The following is a 20,558-nucleotide window of genomic DNA, read 5'->3' as shown; positions in this document are numbered from 1 at the left end:
AGACCATGGCGCTCGACGAGCAGGCCCGCTACATCCTTGACATGATTGCGTCGGCAGGACGGCCGCCATTGCATACCTGCACGCCGGAGCAGGCGCGGCAGTCGTTCGATTTCCGGCCACTGGCCGGCGTGCCGGACGCCGTGGCTCAGATCGAGGAAGTCACGATTCCCGGCCCCGCCGGCGATATCCGCGTCCGCATCTACACCCCCGACGGTGAAGGCCCGTTTCCGGCGCTGGTGTATTGCCACGGTGGTGGCTGGGTCGTCGGTGACCTCGACACGGTAGATGTGCCATGCCGTCGCCTCGCTACCCGCGCGTCTTGCGTGGTCGTGTCGGTCGACTACCGGCTGGCACCCGAACACCGGTTTCCCGCCGCCACTGAGGACGCTTACGCCGCGTTCCAGTGGCTGGTGAGCAATGCGCGCGCGCAGCAGGTCGACGCCACACGTATCGCCGTGGGTGGCGACAGCGCCGGTGGCAACCTCGCTGCAGCCGTCGCGTTGATGGCGCGCGACCGCGCCGCGCCGCAGCCGTGCTTCCAGGTGTTGCTCTACCCGGTGACCGACGGCACGCTCGACACGCCGTCGTACCGCGAGAACGCCGAGGGCTACCTGCTCACGCGCGACAGCATGGTCTGGTTCTGGAACCACTACGTGGGCGATGCCGACCGCACGCATCCCTACGCCTCGCCATTGCGCGCCGATCACCATCGCGGCCTGCCGCCGGCCTTCGTGGTCACGGCGGAGTTCGATCCGCTGCGCGACGAGGGCGAGGCCTACGCGCGCCGGCTTGCAGAGGCCGGCACGCCGGTGGAATGCAAGCGGTATGACGGCACCATCCACGGCTTCTGCTGGATGCCGGGCGTACTCGACAAGGGCCGGCAGGCACTCGACGACACGGCAGCCGCACTCGCGGCGGCGTTCCAGAGCGACAACCGATAAGAGGTACTGACATGCGACTGCAAGGCAAGGTTGCGATTCTCACCGGTGCTGCGGGCGGTATCGGCCGCGCTACCGCGCTTGGTTTCGCGCGCGAAGGCGCGAGCATTGTGGTGACCGACATCAACCGCGACGGCGCGCAGGAAGTCGCCGACACGATCAACGCAGCCGGCGGGCGTGCCATGGCACTGGCGCACGACGTGGGCTGCGAAACGCAGTGGACGCGAGTTGTCGACGCTGCGGTCGAGGCATTCGGCACGGTCGACGTTCTTTTCAACAATGCGGGCATCTTCGTGCTCAAGCCGCTTGCCGAAACGACGCTGGACGAGTGGAACCGCCTCATGGCGATCAACGTCACGGGCGTGTTCCTTGGCATGAAGCACGTGATGCCGCTGATGGCGCGCGCCGGGAAGGGCTCGGTCATCAACGTGTCTTCGGTCGCCGGCCTGGTCGGCTCGCCGCGGTCCACGATGTACAGCGCCAGCAAGGGTGCCGTGCGTGCCATGACGAAGGGCGCAGCACTGGAGTATGCGGCGAAGGGCGTGAGGGTCAATTCGATCCATCCCGGCCTTATCGATACGGCCATGGCCGACTACGCTTCGGGCACGGCGGGACGCAGCAAGCAGGATCTGGGCCAGGTCATGTCGCCGATGGGCCGACTGGGCACGGCCGATGAAGTCGGCGGCCTCGCTCTGTTCCTCGCTTCGGACGAGTCGTCCTACATGAACGGCGCGGAGTTGGTGCTGGACGGCGGATTCACGGCGGCCTAGTCGGCAACCACAGACTGAATGGAGTACATCGACATGAAGCTCAAGGACAAGGTCGCCATCGTAACGGGCGGTGCCAGCGGTATTGGCGAGGCAACGGTTCGGCTGTTCGCTTCCCAAGGTGCCAGCGTCGTCATTGCCGACCGCTCGGCACTCGGCGAGAAGCTCGCGCGTGAACTGAGCGAAAGCGGCTTGGCCGCGCACTACAGCGAAGTCGATGTGTCGCGCGAGGACGACACGCGCAGGCTCATCGATGACACCGTGAGCCGCTTCGGGCGGCTCGACATCATGGTCGCCAATGCCGGCATTGCGCATCCGTCTGCACCAGTCGAGGATGTCAGTGTCGAGCAATGGCAGCAGATGATCGACGTCAACCTGACCGGCGTCTTCCTGAGCAACAAGCTTGCCATTGTGCAGATGAAGAAGCAGGGCACCGGCGGCGCGATCGTCAACATGGCATCGATACTCGGGCATGTCGGGATGCCGGGCGCGGCGTCCTACAACGCGGCAAAGGGCGGCGTGGTCAACCTCACGCGCTCTCTCGGCGTCTCGCATGCACAGGACGGCATACGCGTCAACGCGGTATGTCCGGGTTTCGTGGCAACACCGCTGATCGAACGTGCCACTGAGGAAGCCCGTGCGCGCCTGGTGGCGGCGCATCCGATTGGCCGCCTGGGTCACGCCGATGAGGTCGCGAAGGCCGTGCTGTTTCTCGCGAGCGACGATGCATCGTTCATCGTCGGTACGAGCCTGATGGTCGATGGAGGGTATTGCGCGCAATGAGAAGCCTATCGATGAAGACCTTGCGTACGACGGCAATTTCGAGTGCGGCACTGATCGTGCTTGGGGCCTGTACGGCGTCCTCCGTGCCGCAAGGCAATGCAGGCGAGCCGTCCGTCCAACAGGCCGCCGCGTTGACGGATCAGCAGATCAGCGACGCCTACCTTTACCTGCTGGGCCGCGTGCTGGTCCTGCGCCAGCAGCGGCTCGACTTCGAGCGCGAGGGATTTCAGTGGAATCACCTTGTTTACCGCGAGCCGGGTGGCGTGACGTGGGCGAATCCGAACCTGGACGTCGCGTATTCGGAAGCATGGGTGGCGGTTGACGAAAAGACGTGCGTGCGGCTCGATATGCCGAAGGTAAGCGGGCGCTATTACACGTGGCAGATGCTCAATGGCTGGGGCGAGACCGCCGTCAATATCAACGAGCGCACGTATCCCACGCATCCCGACGGCAGCTATGCCCTTTGCCTCAAGGGCGCTGCCGTCAGCGTGCCGGCGGGCCTGCAGCGTATCGACCTGCCGGGAAAGACGTTCCGCGTGCTGGCGCGTATCGAGCTGGGCGCGGACCCAGCCGCCGCTGCGCGCCTTCAGCGGCGGTTCACGCTGACGCCACTGGGACAGCCGAAGATCGATCCGCCGACCGAGGTGCCGGTCTTCACTAACAAGAGCCTGCCCGGTGCCGAGGTATTCGACTGGACCGACGCAATCCTGCGCGGCGAGCCCGATATCAATCCGGGCATGGCGCCGATCCGCGCGCAGGTTGCCTCCGTTGCCGCCCTGGCAAGATCTGGTGCTGAGGGACGGGCACGCGTCGAACGCACGGTCCGCGAGCAGGCCTGGCAGGCGCTCCAGGCTCAAATCCGAGACTTCGGCACCATCCGCAACGGCTGGGTGCGGCCGTCGATTGTCGGCAACTACGGCGACGACTACAAGACACGGACGGCCGTGAACCTGGTCGGCATCTGGGCGAACAACAGTGCCGAGGTGACCTACTTCGGCAACCGCGGGCTCGATGGCGGGCAGGCGTATTCCCAGACGTTCCCGGCCGCAGCGCTGCCGTCAAAGCATGCACGGTACTTCTGGTCGGTCATAGCGGTCGATGCGCAGGACTTCAAGGTCATTCCGAATCCGATCAGCCGCTTCCTGCTCAACAAGGAGTCGGCGCTGAAGTACAACGCGGACGGTTCGCTGACGATCGTCTACGCCCCCACGCTGCCGTCAGGTACGCCGCGATCGAACTGGCTGCCGACTCCCGCCGGGAGCCGCTACAACCTGACGTTCCGGTACTACGGCCCGGATGCCGAGGTCGCGAACGGCAATGCCTATCCACCGGCGCTTGTCCGGATTGACTAGCCAGGGCAGAGGAAGAAGGGCGCTTGCGGCGCATCGGATAAACCGTCCGAAAGGAGAAAAGATGAAGCAACGATTCCGCGGCGTGGTCGCTTCCACGCTGATCGGTGCGGCCGCATTGACGGCCCACGCACAGTCCGCGGCGCCAGTGGCGGTCACGGTCGACAACTTCGCGCGTGCCGAATCGGACCGCTACTTCGATCGCGTGGTGAAGCGCGGTGCCCTCGGCCGCTTCATGCACGCGCGAACCCTGATGCCGGTCGAGGCGCAGACCGTGGTGCGCGGGAATCGTGACACGCTTTACTCCAGCGCGGTATTCGATCTGGATGCCGGACCTGTCACGGTGTCGATGCCCGATGCAGGGCACCGCTACATGTCCATGTCGGTGTTCAACGAAGATCACTACGTTGCGGCAGTGCACTACGGTGCCGGGCGCTACGTGCTGTCGAAGGAAAACGTCGGCACGCGCTATGCGCTGGTTGGTGTGCGCACGATGGTGGATCCCCGCAGCGCCGACGATGTACGGCTTGCGCACGCGATGCAGGACGCCATTGCCGTCAGCCAGCCCGGTGGCCCTGGCCGCTTCGAGATCCCCGCGTGGAACATGGCCAGCCAGGATGCCCTTCGACATGCGCTGGTGACGCTCGGCGCCACCGTACCCGATTCTCGCGGCATGTTCGGCGCGCCCGGCAAGGTGGATCCCGTGCGCCATCTGGTGGGCAGCGCGATTGCCTGGGGCGGCATACCGGAACGCGACGCGTTCTACCTGATCGTCAATCCCGCGCGCAACGACGGCAAGACCGGTTATCGCCTGGACGTCCCCCGCGTACCGGTGGACGGGTTCTGGTCAATCAGCGTTTACAACGCGGCAGGGTACTTCGAGCCCAATGCGCAGCAGGCGTACACCATCAACAACCTGACGGCGAAGGCAGGGCCAGACGGCGCGGTGTCGATCCGCTTCGGCAATTGCGCACCGGATACTCCGAACTGTTTGCCCACGATGCCGGGATGGAACTACATGGTGCGCTTCTACTTGCCGCATGCGGAGATCCTCGACGGCCGCTGGAAGTTTCCGCAGGCACAAGCCGCGTCCTGAACTGGCGGCAGCGTGCGCACACCACCAGTTAGCACACGCTAATGCAGATGCCGCAGCTTGTCCGGATTGCGCATGACATAGATGGCCGTGATCTTGCCGTCTTCGATGTCGAGCGCGGTCGTCTGGAGCTCGCCATCGGCCTCGAGCGTGACGATGCCGGGCAGCCCGTTGATAAATCCCGCGCGCACGAACGTCGAGCCGTTCTTGAGGAAGTACGCCGACAGGGTTTCATGCAGCTTCATCACATCGTCGAAGCCGAATACCGGCTGTCCGACTGCCGACCGCTTGCCGCCGCCGTCGGCTTGCAGGCTCACATCAGCGGCCAGCATGGCGCCTAGCGCGCTCATGTCGCCGCTGCGCGACGCGTCGAAGAACGCCTTTGCCAGTTCGATGCCGCGCTGCTTTTCGACCTGGAAGCGCGGACGCGATTCGCGCACATGGGTACGCGCGCGCGCTGCTAACTGCCGGCACGCGGCGGGCTCGCGCTGTATCGTCGCCGCGATCTCGTCGAATTCCAGACCGAATACGTCGTGCAGCAGGAACGCCGCGCGTTCGAGCGGTGACAGCCGTTCGAGCGCGAGCATCAGTGGCAGCGTGACGTCCTCCTGCTCGTCTTCCTCGACGACAGGGTCGGGCAGCCACGGGCCGATGTAGGTTTCGCGCTGGTGGCGCGCGGACTTCAGCTGGTCCAGGCACATCCGCATGACCATGCGGCGCAGGAACGCTTCGGGCACGCGCACCTCGGTGCGCTCGGCGTTCACCCAGCGGATGAACGCGTCCTGCACGATATCCTCGGCATCGGCGACCGAGCCGAGCATGCGGTACCCGACCCGGATCAGCGTGCGCCGCAGCGGCTCGAAACTTGCCGCGGCGTCGGCGAGATTGGCGTCGGTCATCAGGCGACTGCCTTGGCTGCCGATTTGGCCGCTGCCGGGTCGACCCACATGCCGAAGCCGACCGCAAGGCGGTTCCACCCGTTGATGACGTTGATCATGAGCGTGAGCTTCACCTGCTCCTCCTTCGAGAAATGTTCGTCGAGTGCGGCGCGGGCGCGGTCGAGCGCATGGCCTTCCGACAGCCGCGTCAGCGCATCGGTCCAGCCAAGTGCTGCGCGTTCGCGCTCGGTATAGCACGGTGCTTCGCGCCACGCGGACAGCAGATAGAGACGCTGCTCGGTCTCGCCTTTCGCGCGGGCGTCGACAGTGTGCATGTTAATGCAGTTCGCGCACCCGTTTATCTGGGAAGCGCGGACTTCAACGAGCGACACGAGGCTCGGTTCAAGGCTGCCCGCTACGGCGAGTGACATGCCCATCCAGGATTTCATCTGGGCGGGGGCGGCGGCGAACGGGTCGAAACTGGCGGTCATGGTGGTATCTCCGTTTGGTCAGGGTTACGACGACATGACGAGTCAGGGCCCCCTGGGTGTGACATCGGCGGGAGATTTTTTTGGAGATTCCGCAGAACCCGCTCCGACGGGGGCTGTCGCCCAAGATGCCCCGCCCGCGAGGCCTGCCATATTTCCCACGTAGAATCTCCCTGCCGCCGCCCATGTACCGGCGGCGCAATGTCTTTACATTTGGGATGCACGTCGATCTTCTCACCCTTTACTTTCTGGCAATCGGAACACTCCTCGCTAGCGCCGGAATGATGTTCTGGGAGCGCAGGGCCAATCCCGGGCGCAGCAGGTCATTGCGGATCCTTGCAACGGGGTTCACGACGCTCGCCGCAGGGTGCGCGGTGGTGCTGGTTCGCCGCAGTTTGCCCGAGGTGCTCGGTTCAGCCGTCGCCAATCTCGTCATGCTCAGCGGCTACCTGCTTGTCCTCGGTGGCGTCGCCTCGTTGCGCGGGCGGCGCTACCGTGCCGCCTCATCCGGCTTGCTGGTGGCCATGGCACTCGTGTGGATCGTTGCGGGTGCGCGTTGGAAGGACATCATCTGGAGCTACATCAGCGCATTCCCGCTGGCGGTCGTGAGCGCCGCGACGGCGTGGGAAATGCTGCGCTGTGAGGCGATGAAGTCGCTGCATGCGCGGTATGTTGTCGTGGCGGTGACCGGCGTGCACGCCGTGCTTTACACGGGCCGGTCGTTCGTGTTGCCCTGGCTTGTGGGGGCGTACGGGCCTTCCGTCAGCGCGATCGCGAGCAATGTCACGCTCTACGAGGGCGTGCTGTACTCGGTGCTGCTGCCGATGGCCCTGATCAGGCTGATTCGCGAGGAAACCCACAGCCAGCTCCTGCTCGAATCGCAGACCGACTACCTGACCCGTCTCGGCAATCGGCGGTGGTTCTTCGAACAGGGCAGCCGCATCCTCGACGGTGGCGCAAGCGGCCCGGTTTCCGTGCTCGCGTTCGATCTCGACCATTTCAAGGCCATCAACGACCTGTACGGCCACCAGACCGGCGACAAGGTGCTGAAGTCATTCGCCGAGACTGCCCGCAGCGTAGTCGGCGCCGACGCGATTCTCGCCCGTATCGGCGGCGAAGAGTTTGCCGCGGTGCTGTCTGGCCATGACGCAGGGCGCGCCCAGTCACTGGGCGAGAGCGTCGCCAGGCTTTTTGCCGAGACGACTTCGAGCCGTACCGACAGTCTTGGCGTGCCGGCGACGGTCAGCATTGGGCTGGCGCATTTCGAGGACGAGGTGCCCGCGCTGGTGGAAGGATTGGCTGCGGCGGATCAGGCGCTGTATCGCGCGAAGTCGCTGGGCGGCAATCGACTTGAGCTGGCGCAGCCGAAGCTCCATCCCTTTTCCTGAAGGACGCAGCGCGATGATGACTGCCGACAGCGGCGCGCCAACTATCTGCCGGCGGCCGCTGCGCTGGCAACGCTAGTCCAATTCCTTGCCCTCAGTTTCAGGCATGAACAGCGCCAGCAGCACCGTCGCCAGCATGAATGCGTTGATCATCGTCGTCGTCGTGTTGAAGGACCATCCACGGACCAGCAGCATGCCGATCAGGCTGGGTGCCGCAATATTGGCGACGCGCTGCGCGAACACCGCCCAGCTGTAGCCGAGCGTGCGCAACCGAGTGGAATACAGTTCACCGATCCACGTATCCCACACGCCCCACGCGCCCATGCTGAAGAAGGCCAGCGCGAAGTTGCCCGCGTACAGCATTTCCATGGTTTGCGCATTCGCGAACACGTAGCCGGCAATCACGGACATGCCGACGAAGCCGACAATCACGCGCTTGCGGCCGAATTTTCCGGTCAGGAAGGACGCTGCAATGTAGCCGGGGATCATGCAGATTGCCGAGATCGCGATGAAGCCGTAGCTCTGCGGCAGGTTCAGGCCGCGCTGCTGCAACAGCGTTGGCAGCCAGGTCTGCAGGCCCCAGTAGCCCCACGAGAACGTGAAGTTGACTGCGATTTGCAGCAGCGTGATGCGCAGCGCCGACCCGGAGAACAACTCGCGGTGCGTGCCACCGTGAGCGCCTTTTTCCACGTGCAGCCGCGTCGAGGGCGGCACGATCACGGCGCCGCGGCTCAGCCTGCCGATCACGGCCTTTGCCTCGTCGTCGCGGCCAACCGCGGCCAGCCAGTACGGCGATTCCTCCACCCACCGCGCCACGACGAACGCCCATACCGCTGCAAGCGAACTCACCGCGATGATGCCGCGCCAGCCCCACGGCAGCAGCCACATCGATACGCCCAGCGCCATCAGCATCCCGACGGGCCAGCCCGATGCCAGGTACACGGTACAGGTACCCCGTACCTTCACCGGCAGTAGTTCCTCGAAATGGGCAAACGTCACCACCATCATGCCGACGGCCGCGATGCCTGAGAGCAGGCGCAGCGCGTACAGCATGCCGTAGCTCGTGGCCATGGCGCTGGCAACGGAAATCAGCCCGTAGAGCACGAGGCTCAGAATGATGGCGCGCTTGCGGCCAATCCGATCCGAGATCTTGCCCCACCACAGCGAGCCGATCAGCATGCCGACAAAGATCGCGCCGATCAGGTTGCCAAGCGCCGCGGCGTCGAGCTGGAACTCCTTGCCGATCAGCTGCGCGGTGTAGACGATGATCATCATCTCCCACGCCTCGATGGCAAAGACCATGAACAGCGCGAGGCAACTCTTCAGGTGTTCGCGGGTCAGTGGAAATTGTTCGAACAGCTTGCCGACGGCAATGGAGTCCGTTGTGTGTGTAGCTGGAACTGTGCGGTGCGACGGCGCATTGCGCACCGCGTCCGCCACGCTTGGCGATAGATCGCTCATGGGGATGTCTCCTCTTTCTCTTTGCTTGTGGGATCAGGCTCGCACGACATGGGCGACCGGCACCGGTCCCTTGAACAGCCAGAACGCCCCGGCAATTGGCTGTTCGCACGCGGGTGACCCGGTGGGATTGAGACAGCGCACCGAGACCGGTACATCAACGGCCTGTGCAGGTTGGTTTGTCTTCATGCGTTGGTGCCTCGGTCAGAAGCTCTTTACGAGCGCCATGGTCAGGGAATTCGCGTGCGGCAGGTTCGCCGAGTGGTAGTAGCCGAAATTCACGTTGGCCGCGATCACCACGCCATACTTCGACAGCCCCGTGTACGTCAGAGACGGACCGATCTTGCCTTCGCGCGATTCGGCAAAATCAGTCGCGCTGTGGTTGAAGATGCTGTAGATGTGGTGGACACCCAGCCACAGCGACGGCGTGACCTGGTAACCGGCGGCGATATCCGCGAACCACAGGCTCAGGCCTCCGCGCAGTCTGCGCAAGTCGCCATTGCCCATGTCTGTTGCGTTGCGTGCACGGTCCGCGTAGTACAGCCCCACCGGCGTGAATGTCATGCCCCACTTGCCGACCTGCACATAGTTCGCGATGCTGAAACTGTATGCATAGCGGTTGCCACCCGCCCCGAATCCCGATACGTCCTTGTTCCCGTTGGGGAACTCGATCATCAGCGTCGGGCTGGTCCAGAACGTGGTGTAGTTGGGCGAGCCATACTCCCCCTTCGGTTCCACGACGTTGTAGTAGTACTCGAGGCCGATGTTCGGCGATGCAATGCCCGCTGCGGTATCGGAGCCGCCGACGGGCGTGGCATAGCCCGGAATGGCGCCTGCCCAGACTTCGATCTGGTCGCGCGTAGTTCCGGTGAAACCGGTCTTGGAGAAGTACGCAAGGACGGTATTGGCGCCGGCGCGGACATTGCCGCCGGCACTGCGGTTGATGACGGGAAACGCCTCGACGGCCCACGATCCCGGGGTGCCGGGCTGGCCGAAGCCGATGAACTGGTCGGCATGGGCAGTGGCCGAAATGCCCGACGTCAGGACGAGCGCGGCCGACGCGCAAATGCGCGGCAAATAAGATGCCTTCAAGATCTCTCTCAGTGGTAGGAAAGCGCTGCGGCATGCGGATTGGCCGGGCGGCCGCAGGATGCTGCGACGAACGGAATGACTACGGCATGGCCGCCTCGACCTCGGCCACCGTCTTCGGGATGTGCGGGCCGAGCACGCGCGCGCTCTTTCCGCCGACATGCACCACATCCTCGACGCGCATGCCGCCGAAATCGCGGTAGGCGTCGAAGCGCGCGTAACAGATGTGTGCGGCGTGCCGTTGCTCGGCGCGCCAGCGGTCGATCAGGGCCGGCATGAAATAGATGCCCGGCTCGATCGTCATGACCATGCCTTCGCGCAGGCGCTTGCCCATGCGCAGGTAGCGCAGCCCGAACTGGCCGCTGCGCGATACTTCGTCGTCGTAGCCGACGTGGTCTTCGCCCAGCGCCTCCATGTCATGGACATCAAGGCCGAGCTGGTGACCCAGCCCATGCGGAAAGCAAATGGCATGGGCGCCGGCAGCGACGATCTCCTCCGGCTCGCCGCGAAAGAAGCCCATCTCGCACATGCCGCGCACGATCGCCGCGCTGACCGCCTTGTGCAGGTCGAGATAGCGCAAGCCGGGACGCATGGCGGCGATACCGGCAAGCTGGGCCGCCAGCAGCAGTTCGTACAGTTCGCGCTGCCTGGCGCTGAAGCGGCCGCCAACAGGCAGCGTGCGCGTGACATCGCTGGCGTAGTCCATGGCGCTGCAGGCGCCCGCGTCGTTGATGACGAGGTCGCCCGCTGCAAGCTGCATGTCATAGACCTGCGCATGCAGCCCTTCCTTGCGCCGCGTGAAGATAGGTGCATAGGCTTCCTGCACGTCGTGGCATTGCGCAATGCGGCGCATCTCCGCGACCACCTCGCGCTCGACCACGCCGGGGCGGCTCATGCGCATGGCGGCAAGGTGCATGGCGTGCGTCACGGTGAGTGCCTTCTCGACTTCGGATACCTCGCCCGCGCTCTTGATCTCGCGCAGTGCGACCACTGCGCGGATCAGTGCGACGGACGACTTTGCCGCGACGGATGCCGCCGGCAGCTCAAGCCGTCGGGCGAGATCGAGCGTCGTTTGGTGCCGGTAAGAAGGCAGGTAGTGCACGGTGCGCCCCTGACTGCGGGCAGTGCTGATCACGGCTTCGATCTCCGACAACGGCCGTACACTGGCAATGCCCGCACGTTCGGCCTGCGCATGGAGGCGAGGCTGTGCACCGAGCCACAGCTCATCGTCAGCGGTGGCGTCGTCGCCGAACAGCGTTTCCGCACCGCTATCGGCATCGATCAATGCGGCCAGGCCGGGGCGGCGAATGCCGAACAGGTAGGTGAAGGTCGAGTCTTGCCTGAACGGATACGGGTTATGCGCGAAGTTGATGGCGCAGTGGTCATTGCCGGGAAATAGCAGCAGACCCGTGCCGACGCGCTCGCGCAGCTGGCGACGGCGTGCCCGGTAGACGCCCTTGTCAAACATGGGAACGCCGATAGGTTCGATGGCGCAGCCCATGTCAGACCGTGACGCCGTAGATTTCACGGGCCTGCGCCGCGCTCAGGTAGCCGTTGCGCACGTCGTCGCGCACGGCCTCGGGCGAACGACTGGCAGGGGCGCCGTAGCCGCCGCCCGCACCGGTACGCACGCGGATGACGTCGCCCTGTTGCAGCATCAGGCCGCTGACCATGGCGTGCCGCTCGCTGCGGCCATCCTTGCGCAGCACCTCGATATAGTTCGGCGTGCCGTCGCGGCCGCCTGCAAGGCCCCACGGCGGGACTTGCGAGCGCGTGTAGCCGCAGGTCAGGAAGGTGTCGTCGGCGCGCACGCGGTAGTCGATGCGGATGCCGAGTCCGCCGCGGTACTCGCCGTGGCCGCCCGGCTCATCGTTGAGGGCCATGCCATCGACATACAGCCCGTAGCGGGCCTCGCAGATTTCAGCGGGGCAGTTGTAGGTCTCGCCATGGAGGCCCGAGTACATCGCGCTGTTGCCGTCGCGGCCGGCCTCGCCGCCCCAGCCGCCGATCTCGGGCTCGACCAGCGTAAAGGCGCGGCCGGTGTCCGGATGCACGCCACCGATGATGGTCGCGCAGACCGATGCAAAATTGCCTGCGGGCAGGCGTTCCGGCATGTGCGCGGCAAGGCAGCGCAGGATCAGGTCATAGACGCGGATCAGGTTCTCGAAATAGAAGCCCTCCGCGGCCGGCATGCTCGCGTCGAACAGCGTGCCGGGCTTCGTCAGCACCTTCAGCGGACGGAACGTGCCACCATTGGTCGCGGCCTGCGGCGCAGTGACGGCCTTGAACGCCATCTGCGTCGCCACGATGGTGCCGTCGCGGCTCAGGTTCGTAGGGCCGCACGCCTGGGCGGGGTTGTCGCACAGATCGACGATCATCTCGTTGCCGGAGAGTTCGACCGTCACGCGGAACGTCTGGCCGTCGTCTTGCAGTTCTTCCATCGTGAAGCGTCCGCGCGGCGCGTCGGCAAGCGCATGGAGCGAGACGCGCTCGCCGTGGTCCATGAAGTCGCCAATCGCCGCGACGAAGGCATCGACACCGTACTTGCGCGTCAGCTCGACGATCCGTCCCGCGCCGCCGCGCACCGCCGCAATGCCGGCCCAAAGGTCGCCTTCCATGAAGTCAGGCATGCGCGTGTTGGCGCGCAGGATCTGCATGACCGGACGCACTGGCTTGCCGCCGGAGATCAGCTTGACGCCGGTCAGGCGCAGCCCTTCCTGGAAGATGTCGGTCGCATCGGTGCTCAGCGATCCGGGCACCATGCCGCCCACGTCGTTCCAGTGCGCGATATTGGCGGTCCATGCGACCAGCCGGTCACCGGCGAACACCGGCATGGTCAGCACCACGTCGTTCAGGTGCGTGACACCGCCGGTGTGCGGATCGTTCGTGATGAAGATGTCGCCCGGCTCGATGTCACCGGGTTGCGAATACTGCGCCAGCACGCAGCGCACGGCCTTGTCCAGCACGCCGACGAAGGCCGGAATGCCGGAGCCCGAGCTCGCCATCTGTCCCTGCGCATCAGTGATGCCCGTGCCCATGTCGAGCACCTCGTAGATGATCGGGCTCATCGCGGTCTTGCGCATGGCGGCGAACATTTCGTCGGCAATGGCCTGGAGCGAGTTCTGGATGATTTCCAGCGTGAAGATATCGGTACGGCTCATGATGGTTTTCCTCGCCCTCAGAGGATGATGTGGAGGTTGCCGAGGCGGTCGACGCTGGCGCGGTTGCCCGGATGCACGACGATGGTCGTGCCGGGGTCTTCGACAATCGCCGGGCCGTCGAAGGCCATGCCTGGTTCCAGGTGCACGCTGTCGTAGATGGTGGCTTCGTGGATGCCTTCGAGCGCGTAGTCGACGAGCCGCTTGCCTTTGATGGCTGCGTCGAGCGTTGCGCCGCTGAGCGGCAGTTCATCCAGGTCGAGCTTGCCGATCTCGGCGACCGCGACCACATGGAAGCCGACGATCTCAAGCGGGGCATCGAGCCGGTACGTGTACTGCTGCTCGTACAGCGCATGGAAGCGCTCGGCAATGGCCGCCCACTCGGCATCGACTCGCTCTCCGGGCAGCAACTGCACCTCCACCGCATGCTCCTGGTTCTGGTAGCGCAGCCTGCAATGCAGGGCCACGCGTACCTGGGACGGGTCGATATCCTCCTGTGCGTACTGCTGCCGTGCTGACTGCGCGAGTTCTTCGAGCAGAGCCTGTGCCGAGCTTGTCGCGCCGTCGCGGCTCGCTTCGAAGAAGCGGTTGGCGAACATGTCGCGGCGCAGATCCGACATGGTCATGCCCCACGCCGAGAACACCGATGCGCCGCGCGGAATCACCACCTTCTTCACGCCAAGCTCCTGTCCCAGTGCAACCGCGTGCATGGCACCGCCGCCGCCGAATGCCACCAGCGTGAACTCGCGCGGGTCGTGACCGCGATTGAGCGAGACCAGCTTGAGCGCATTGACCATGTTGTCGTTGGCGATGCGCACGATGCCGCGGGCCACGTCCTCGCGTGACAGGCCCAGACGCTCGGCCAGCGGCTGCAGCGCGCGATCGACGGCGCCCATATCGGCCTGGATTTCGCCGCCGCAGAAGTAGTCGCGGTTGATGCGGCCGAGCACGAGGTTGGCATCGGTCGTCGTGGCACGGGTGCCGCCGTTGCCGTACGCGGCGGGCCCCGGCGATGCGCCGGCGGATTGTGGGCCGACATGCAGCTTGCCGAAGTCGTCGGTCCAGGCGATGGAGCCGCCGCCGTTGCCGATTTCGACCAGATCGACCACTGGCACCATGATCGGATAGCCCGCGCTGGTGCGGTCCCGTTCGATCCAGTAGTCCGTCTTGATGGCGACCTGTCCGTTCTCGATCAGCGAGCACTTGGCGGTGGTGCCGCCGATATCGAGCGCGAGCACGTTCGGCTCGCCGATCAGGCGCCCGAGTTCCGCCGCGCCCCAGAAGCCGCTGGCGGGACCGGATTCGACCATCGTGATGGGGATTTCGCGTGCGCGCGCCACGGTGTCGACGCCGCAGTTGGACTGCATCACATACAGCGGTGCGCGATAGCCATTTGCGCGCAGGCCGTCTTCGAGGTTGCTGAGATAGCGCGCTGCAATTGGCTGCACGTAAGCGGAGAGCACGGCCGTGCTGGTGCGCTCGTATTCGCGCCATTCGCGCGTGATCTGGTGCGACGCGACGACCGAGGCCTCGGGCCACAGCTTGCGAACCTCGGCCAGCACGGCCTGCTCGTGCGTGGGGTTGGCGTATGCGTGCATCAGGCAGATGGCGACGGCTTCCACGCCTTCGCTGCGGAAGTCATGGATGATCTGCGCGACGCCTGACAGGTCGAGCGACTGGCGCTCTGCGCCATCGAAATGGATGCGGCCCGGCACTTCGCGGCGCAGATAGCGCGGCACGAACGGCGATGGCTTGACCCAGCTCAGGTTGAAGAAGTCGGGACGGTTGGCGCGCCCGATCTCCAGCACATCGCGAAAGCCTTCGGTCGTGATGAGGCCGGTGCGCACGCCGCGGCGCTCGGTCAGCGCATTGATCACGACGGTGGTGCCATGTGCGAGGAAGCTGACCTCTTCGAGATCGACGTCGGCCTTGCGCAGGACGTTGAGGATGCCTTGCTCGAAGTTGGGCGGCGTGGTGTCGGACTTTGCCGTGCGGATGCGTTGCGTGCCCGTGGCAGGATCGAACTCGAAGTAGACGAGGTCAGTGAAGGTGCCGCCCACGTCGGTGGCTACGCGGACGGTATTGCGCTGTTGCGTCAATTGCTTCTCCTAGCAGAATTCGGGCGCGGCGGCGTTGCCGCGCCGGTTGCCTGACAGGCGGAACTCTTTCGGTTCCGGCCGTTGGCAGGCACTCTAGGAAGAGCTGGGGAGCCGCTCAACAACGGCGGCAGGTGGGAGTTGCGGCAGGGTGGCGGATGGCTACCCGCCCGGGTAGGTTGGTGAGGGCAACCCCTGAAACGGGGCGACGGTCCGTTCGGGCCCTGCTACGGCGAAAGCAGTCCCTGCTGCATGGCCTGGCTCACGGCCCCCGCTCGATTGTCTACACCGAACTTCTGGAAGATCTGCTTCAGGTGGAACTTCACAGTGTTCTCGGAGACATCGAGCCCGCGCGCGATCGCCTTGTTGGACTGGCCACTCGCGAGCAGCGCGAGTACCTGCATCTCCTTGGCACTGAACTGCGCACGCCGGCGTACCGGATGCGCCTGCCAGCCGCGCAGCTGCGATACCGCAGCGCCAAGAGACTGGCCCGCCTCGCTGTTGGCATCCGGCAGGATCGGCAGGATCGCGGGTCCTGTCTCCAGCAGCAGCCCCGACAAGCCGAAGCGGACGACGGGCGCCATGGCGGCCTCCACGAGCGCGGGTGCCACGTTGCCGTCCTGCGCCTTGCGGCGCGCGACCAGCGCGAGCAGCCGCAACCGCCACGCGGGCAGCATCAGGCCGGCCGGCTCGAACACGCCGGCTGCCGCTTCCAGGCGTGCCTGCGCCGCCGCGGAGGCGCCGTTTGCCAGCGCGAGCCGCGCGAGCGCCAGCGTGACTGCCTCCAGGCGCCGCCACCCGAGGCCCGGTACGGGCGAGTGCGCCGCAGCCGATTCGAGGTCCGCGGCTCGGGCCTCCTGCAATGCCTGTGCCGCGAGTCCGCATTGCGACAGCAGGTCCACGCGCCACGCTTGCACCAGATGCACGAGCCGGTCGAGGTGGCGCTCGCGACCGGTGCGCGCGGCGTCATCGAGTACGGACAGTGCCGGCTGCAGACCTTCGAGGCGCAATGCGGTGCGCCACGCGACCTCCGCATGGGATGCAAACACATCGAGCCAGCCATCGGTCCGTTCCAGCGTCGCGTTGCCGTCGCGGATCCATGGCGGCGTCTCTTTCCATTCGCCCTGCCAGTACAGGTGCTGCGCCCAGAAGCAGCCGACGATGCCCTTCAGCGAGCTGTCCGTGCCGAAGTTCGCCTCGGCCTGTCGGAGCGCGTCGCTCAGGAGCTGGCGCGAGCACGCCATCTCTCCCGTCATGGCAAGCGCCAGCGCTTCGTGCATCAGACAGTAGTTTTCCCCGAGTGGGCTTGCTATCAGTTGCATCTGCACGCGCGCCGCGCGAACGGCCTGCATGACATCGTCCATGCGGCCCCATGCAAGCGAGCCCACGGCCCTTGCGCAAAGCTGGATGCCCTGCGCCAGCGGGTCGTCCGGAATGCGTTGCTGGGCGGCATTGCCGCTGACGGGCCAGCGCTCGTAATCGTCAAAGATGTCGAAGTAGACATGGACCACCGCTTCGATGGCGCCGTAGTCGCGCTTGAGCGCAGGCGTATCCTGCGCTGCCACATGCGCCAGCCGCAGCAGTTCCAGCGCGAGCGCTTCCTTGCCGAGCTTGGCCTGAAGGTACGCATGCATCAGAGTCAGCTCGGGCTCGGCGCGCGTGGCCAGTTCGTCGAACTGGCTCAGCAGGTTCTCGGTGTAGCGGATGCCCTTGCGCAACACCAGTTCCCAGCCGCCCGCGTCGACCACGAGCCGCAGTGCGAGGGCCGTATCGTCCCCGGCGCGCGCGTGGGAGACGGCTTGCACCAGATCGTCGTTGCGCGCGAGCCAACCCGCTGCGGCGCGATGGATTTCCCTGGCACGCGCGGCAGGCAGTCGCGCGCGCAGGAAGTCGGCCAGCAGCAGGTGATAGCGAAACCAGCTGCGGCCGGGATCGAGCGGGACCAGCAACGCGTCGAACTGAGAGAGCCGGGTCAGCATCCTGGCACTGTCGTCGCGTCCGCGCGCCACGTCGGCCAGGTCGGCGTTGAAGCGTTCCAGCAGCGACGTTTCCAGCAGGAACTCGCGGCAGTCCGCCGGCAGGTTGTCGACGATCTGCTCGGCAAGGTACTCGGCAACCTCCGACACGCGGCCCGAGAACGATGGCAACCCGAAGGCCGAGCCGCTGCCGCGTGCCAGCCACAACCGCGCAAGCTGCAGCGCCACGGCCCAGCCTTCGGTCTTGGCGTGCAGCGTGGCCAGTGCCGGTCCCTCCAGCGCAGCCCCGAAGATCTGGCTGGCTTCCGCCATCGACAGCGTCAGGCTCGCTGCATCGAGTTCATGCACCAGTCCGCGCGCGCGCAGGGCCGCCAGGGGCCACGACGGCCGGTTGCGCGAAGACACCACGAGCCGCAGCCAGCGGCCACCGCGTTCGAGCAGCGTCAGCAGCGCTTCGTCAACGGCGGCGCATTCCGCGCGATGGTAGTCGTCGAGAATCAGCGTCACAGGTCGTCCGTGCCGCGCCAGTGCCTGCAGCAGCGCGGCCACGGTGCGCTGGGGCTGCTCGTCAAGCCGCTGCGAACGCGCCAGCGGGGACAGGCCGTCGATATCGAGCCCCGCCTCTTCCAGCGCGAGCAGCATGTAGGCAAGAAAGCGGTTGACCTCGGCATCCGCTTCATCAAGCGAAAGCCAGGCGACGCACGCGCCGTCCGAGGCCTGCAGCAGGCACCTGCGCCACTGCGAGAGCAGCGTGGTCTTGCCGAAACCGGGTGCGGAAACCAGTAGCGCAAGCGCACATGTGGCGTGCCCGCGCATGTCTGCCAGCAAGGCATCTCGCGGTACGGTTTCGAGCTGCGTATGCGGCGGCGCGAGTTTTCCGAACCACATCCAGGCATGGTTGTCGTCGTCGCGGTCTTCGGTATGCATGATTCTGAGGGGGAGTCGTGCCGCGAGCTTGGCATGGCAGCGCAGCGCCTGCCTCAGCATCTTCCCTGACGATACTACCCGTTCGGGTAGGCACCCGAACCTTCCGGTCCCGGACTACCCGCCTGTGCTAAGACGTGCTGCCCTTCCTTCGCCTATGCTCGGCGCTCGCCAGGGAATGCGGTTGCCGACGTGCTCGCCGTCCGCACCCCGATCATGAGGAGACAACGGGATGTCGATCGCTGGAACATGGCGCAACGAATACGGGTCGCTGATGACCCTTTCGGTCGGGGACGGCGTCGCCCCGGGAGCCTTGCGGGGCCTCTACCGGTCATCGACCGGCTCTGTCGGCAGCTATCTCGTCGCGGGGTTCGCCGCTGCGCAGGCAGTCAGCTTGGACCACGGCCAGCCGGTCGCGCTGTCGATCTGCTGGCATTCGCTTGGCGGCGAGCAGGCCGATCCGAGCTGGCAGTGGACGTCCGGCCTGAGCGGGCAGCTCAGCGTGGTGGATGGCGAGGAAGTCCTGACCTTGTCCCATCTGCTGATGGCGTCGGGCGATTTTCCCGGGCTGATGCCTGCGGGCCACTACATAGACAAGCTGAGTTACCGGCGGTGCGCCAACCCGCCATCTGCGCCCGCGATCGTGCGGCCTGCCGCTGCCACCATGAACCATCCTCTTGCTGGCGAATGGTGCGGTGGCGACGGCACGGTGTTGAAGCTGGTTGCGGGCCTGTTGCCTGACGCGGGGTTTGCCGAGGTATCGGGCGTGCTGTCGTGCAAAGGGCATGAAGTGCCAGTGACGGGTTTCATCACCAGTGGAAGCGGGACCGCTGTTTCGCGGCATGCCGTCTCGCTGGCGGTCGCCGATCCGGGCGCGGGCACGGTGGCGGCGATGTCCGGCACGCTCGATGCGGCGCGCGGCACGCTCCAGCTGTTCAGCCTGTCAAGCCGATCCACCACTTCAGGCGACCGTTACGCGCAGACTTCCGCATCGCATGTGGAGTACTTTCTGCTGCCAAAGGCCTGGGCCCACGCCAAGATGCCTGCTCAGGTCGCTGACTGAATCGCCATTCGCACCAGGTCGACAACACGGCTGCAGTGCATCTTGATTTTCAGGCTGGCGATCTGCTTGCGAACAGTGTTCTCGGACACCGCATGTTCCGCTGCGTACTCGAGCGGCGTACGGCCACTCACCAGTGCGGCCAGCACGCGCGCTTCGGCCGGCGTAATGCCGAAGGTTGCGATCAGAGCGGACAAATCGATGTTCCGGCCTTCCGTGTTCCGGCGCAAGCGTACCAGCCCCAGCGGTTCGCCAACCATCTGCAGCTTCTTCGGTGCCGGGGAGATATCGACGACAATCGTATCTCCCGATGACAGGCCGACTACTGCTTTCGTGCGGATCTTGCCCTGAATCGCAAGGCCGAGCTTGTCGAGCAGATGCGCGTACACCGCACCGTTCGGATGGAACAGTCGGCCCCGCCTGACAGTCAGGCCCTGACGGTTGTCGAGCAGCGTTTCGCACAGCGGCGACATGCGAATGACAGCGCCGCCGCGTGACACCAGGCAGATTGCGTCTCCGAACGCATCGAAGGTTTCCGCCAGAAGCCCGACGTCCTCGGCGATCAATTGCTGCTTTCGCGCCAGCGCTGTCTGGAATGCACGGACATATTCGCCGATGTGACCGCTGCCCAGCCGCTCACGAATGCCAGGCTCGATCGTCGCGCGCTGGAAGCTCATCGCGGTCATGCGCGTGCTGCTGCGCTCCAGCAGCAGCCCGACAATCTGGTTCTGGCCGTGTTTGCGCAAGTAGTCGTTATAGAACTCCGAGCGCAGCAGCGTCTGGCGCGCGATGGCTTCGTCGGTGTCGATCCATTGGCCGGCGTCCTGCCTTGCCGCGGCATGCGCGAGCAAATCCACCTTGTGAAAATGCTGCTCGTACGCTTGCAATGTGGAGTCGGCCAGCCCGATGTGGCTGACATGAAGCAGGTCGCCGTCACCGTCGAGCATGATCAGCGAGCCCGAATCGGCCCCGATCAGGTCGCGTGTGACGGTCAGGATATCGGACCAGGGCGGCGTCTCGTCGGCAATGCACGCGACTGCCTCCATGGCTCTGTGGAACTGGACAGACGCATGCACGGTTAGGCTCCCCCTTATGCCTGATGATTCATATCCTTGC

General features: G+C 65.4%; 17 protein-coding genes. 7 read left to right on the top strand and 10 right to left on the bottom strand.

Features of this window, described 5'->3' with window-relative positions; genetic code table 11:
- The first annotated feature begins 5 nt into the window (after positions 1–5).
- From ACIGJG_RS21465 to ACIGJG_RS21445, 5 genes are all read left to right on the top strand, one after another.
- Positions 6–941, top strand: coding sequence for an alpha/beta hydrolase (locus ACIGJG_RS21465; protein WP_011301570.1), 936 nt, complete (start codon positions 6–8; stop codon positions 939–941).
- A gap of 11 nt (positions 942–952) precedes the next feature.
- Positions 953–1,708 (top strand): SDR family NAD(P)-dependent oxidoreductase, encoded by a 756-nt coding sequence (locus ACIGJG_RS21460; RefSeq protein WP_011301571.1) that lies wholly within the window; start codon positions 953–955, stop codon positions 1,706–1,708.
- 18 nt (positions 1,709–1,726) lie between these two features.
- Positions 1,727–2,488 carry an SDR family NAD(P)-dependent oxidoreductase gene (locus ACIGJG_RS21455; RefSeq protein ID WP_483673894.1) on the top strand — a complete coding sequence of 254 codons (762 nt, stop codon included), beginning with the start codon at positions 1,727–1,729 and terminating at the stop codon, positions 2,486–2,488.
- Between the two features lie 11 nt (positions 2,489–2,499).
- Positions 2,500–3,840 (top strand): DUF1214 domain-containing protein, encoded by a 1,341-nt coding sequence (locus tag ACIGJG_RS21450; RefSeq protein ID WP_258234640.1) that lies wholly within the window; start codon positions 2,500–2,502, stop codon positions 3,838–3,840.
- A gap of 61 nt (positions 3,841–3,901) precedes the next feature.
- The gene (locus ACIGJG_RS21445) at positions 3,902–4,933 is read left to right on the top strand and encodes a DUF1254 domain-containing protein (protein WP_258234639.1); all 1,032 of its coding nucleotides are present in this window, start codon (positions 3,902–3,904) and stop codon (positions 4,931–4,933) included.
- Between the two features lie 38 nt (positions 4,934–4,971).
- Here the strand turns inward: ACIGJG_RS21445 and ACIGJG_RS21440 are convergent, their stop codons facing one another.
- A complete protein-coding gene (locus ACIGJG_RS21440) occupies positions 4,972–5,829 on the bottom strand; it encodes a sigma-70 family RNA polymerase sigma factor (RefSeq protein WP_011301575.1) in 858 nt (285 codons plus the stop codon).
- A complete protein-coding gene (locus ACIGJG_RS21435; protein ID WP_011301576.1) occupies positions 5,829–6,299 on the bottom strand; it encodes a carboxymuconolactone decarboxylase family protein in 471 nt (156 codons plus the stop codon). The genes ACIGJG_RS21440 and ACIGJG_RS21435 overlap by 1 nt, the downstream gene beginning before the upstream one ends.
- Before the next feature lie 215 nt (positions 6,300–6,514).
- Here ACIGJG_RS21435 and ACIGJG_RS21430 point away from each other — a divergent pair, with 215 nt between their 5' ends.
- Positions 6,515–7,684, top strand: coding sequence for a GGDEF domain-containing protein (locus ACIGJG_RS21430; protein WP_483674028.1), 1,170 nt, complete (start codon positions 6,515–6,517; stop codon positions 7,682–7,684).
- Positions 7,685–7,756: 72 nt separating this feature from the next.
- Here ACIGJG_RS21430 and ACIGJG_RS21425 read toward each other — a convergent pair whose 3' ends face one another.
- From ACIGJG_RS21425 to ACIGJG_RS21395, 7 genes are all read right to left on the bottom strand, one after another.
- Positions 7,757–9,142 (bottom strand): MFS transporter, encoded by a 1,386-nt coding sequence (locus tag ACIGJG_RS21425; protein WP_011301578.1) that lies wholly within the window; start codon positions 9,140–9,142, stop codon positions 7,757–7,759.
- Between the two features lie 33 nt (positions 9,143–9,175).
- A complete protein-coding gene (locus tag ACIGJG_RS21420; RefSeq protein WP_166487115.1) occupies positions 9,176–9,328 on the bottom strand; it encodes a hypothetical protein in 153 nt (50 codons plus the stop codon).
- Positions 9,329–9,343: 15 nt separating this feature from the next.
- The gene (locus ACIGJG_RS21415; RefSeq protein ID WP_140951628.1) at positions 9,344–10,231 is read right to left on the bottom strand and encodes a hypothetical protein; all 888 of its coding nucleotides are present in this window, start codon (positions 10,229–10,231) and stop codon (positions 9,344–9,346) included.
- Positions 10,232–10,310: 79 nt separating this feature from the next.
- Positions 10,311–11,696: an aminopeptidase P family protein gene (locus ACIGJG_RS21410; protein WP_483673892.1), complete on the bottom strand. Its 1,386-nt coding sequence runs from the start codon at positions 11,694–11,696 to the stop codon at positions 10,311–10,313.
- Between the two features lie 34 nt (positions 11,697–11,730).
- Positions 11,731–13,389 (bottom strand): hydantoinase B/oxoprolinase family protein, encoded by a 1,659-nt coding sequence (locus tag ACIGJG_RS21405; RefSeq protein ID WP_483673891.1) that lies wholly within the window; start codon positions 13,387–13,389, stop codon positions 11,731–11,733.
- Positions 13,390–13,406: 17 nt separating this feature from the next.
- Positions 13,407–15,485, bottom strand: coding sequence for a hydantoinase/oxoprolinase family protein (locus ACIGJG_RS21400; protein WP_011301582.1), 2,079 nt, complete (start codon positions 15,483–15,485; stop codon positions 13,407–13,409).
- A 224-nt stretch (positions 15,486–15,709) separates the two neighbouring features.
- Positions 15,710–18,385 (bottom strand): winged helix-turn-helix domain-containing protein, encoded by a 2,676-nt coding sequence (locus tag ACIGJG_RS21395; RefSeq protein WP_140951622.1) that lies wholly within the window; start codon positions 18,383–18,385, stop codon positions 15,710–15,712.
- Between the two features lie 229 nt (positions 18,386–18,614).
- On the opposite strand from ACIGJG_RS21395, the gene ACIGJG_RS21390 reads away from it, so the two are divergent.
- Positions 18,615–19,445 carry an avidin/streptavidin family protein gene (locus ACIGJG_RS21390; protein ID WP_011301584.1) on the top strand — a complete coding sequence of 277 codons (831 nt, stop codon included), beginning with the start codon at positions 18,615–18,617 and terminating at the stop codon, positions 19,443–19,445.
- On the opposite strand, the gene ACIGJG_RS21385 is transcribed toward ACIGJG_RS21390, so the two are convergent.
- Positions 19,430–20,518, bottom strand: a complete 1,089-nt coding sequence (locus tag ACIGJG_RS21385; RefSeq protein WP_220629953.1) for a helix-turn-helix transcriptional regulator — start codon at positions 20,516–20,518, stop codon at positions 19,430–19,432. The two genes, ACIGJG_RS21390 and ACIGJG_RS21385, sit on opposite strands and share 16 nt — an antisense overlap.
- Positions 20,519–20,558: the final 40 nt, after the last annotated feature.

It is taken from the genome of Cupriavidus sp. C1SS-2L, from assembly GCF_057073735.1.
The sequence above is the reverse complement of the archived record's forward strand: the minus strand, read 5'-3'. Positions and strand labels throughout refer to the sequence as shown.

Coding starts and splice junctions, on each gene's coding strand:
- ACIGJG_RS21465 (WP_011301570.1), top strand. CDS start 6: ATGGCGCTCGACGAGCAGGCCCGCTACATCCTTGACATGATTGCGTCG.
- ACIGJG_RS21460 (WP_011301571.1), top strand. CDS start 953: ATGCGACTGCAAGGCAAGGTTGCGATTCTCACCGGTGCTGCGGGCGGT.
- ACIGJG_RS21455 (WP_483673894.1), top strand. CDS start 1,727: ATGGAGTACATCGACATGAAGCTCAAGGACAAGGTCGCCATCGTAACG.
- ACIGJG_RS21450 (WP_258234640.1), top strand. CDS start 2,500: ATGAAGACCTTGCGTACGACGGCAATTTCGAGTGCGGCACTGATCGTG.
- ACIGJG_RS21445 (WP_258234639.1), top strand. CDS start 3,902: ATGAAGCAACGATTCCGCGGCGTGGTCGCTTCCACGCTGATCGGTGCG.
- ACIGJG_RS21440 (WP_011301575.1), bottom strand. CDS start 5,829: ATGACCGACGCCAATCTCGCCGACGCCGCGGCAAGTTTCGAGCCGCTG.
- ACIGJG_RS21435 (WP_011301576.1), bottom strand. CDS start 6,299: ATGACCGCCAGTTTCGACCCGTTCGCCGCCGCCCCCGCCCAGATGAAA.
- ACIGJG_RS21430 (WP_483674028.1), top strand. CDS start 6,515: ATGCACGTCGATCTTCTCACCCTTTACTTTCTGGCAATCGGAACACTC.
- ACIGJG_RS21425 (WP_011301578.1), bottom strand. CDS start 9,142: ATGAGCGATCTATCGCCAAGCGTGGCGGACGCGGTGCGCAATGCGCCG.
- ACIGJG_RS21420 (WP_166487115.1), bottom strand. CDS start 9,328: ATGAAGACAAACCAACCTGCACAGGCCGTTGATGTACCGGTCTCGGTG.
- ACIGJG_RS21410 (WP_483673892.1), bottom strand. CDS start 11,696: ATGTTTGACAAGGGCGTCTACCGGGCACGCCGTCGCCAGCTGCGCGAG.
- ACIGJG_RS21405 (WP_483673891.1), bottom strand. CDS start 13,389: ATGAGCCGTACCGATATCTTCACGCTGGAAATCATCCAGAACTCGCTC.
- ACIGJG_RS21395 (WP_140951622.1), bottom strand. CDS start 18,385: ATGCATACCGAAGACCGCGACGACGACAACCATGCCTGGATGTGGTTC.
- ACIGJG_RS21390 (WP_011301584.1), top strand. CDS start 18,615: ATGTCGATCGCTGGAACATGGCGCAACGAATACGGGTCGCTGATGACC.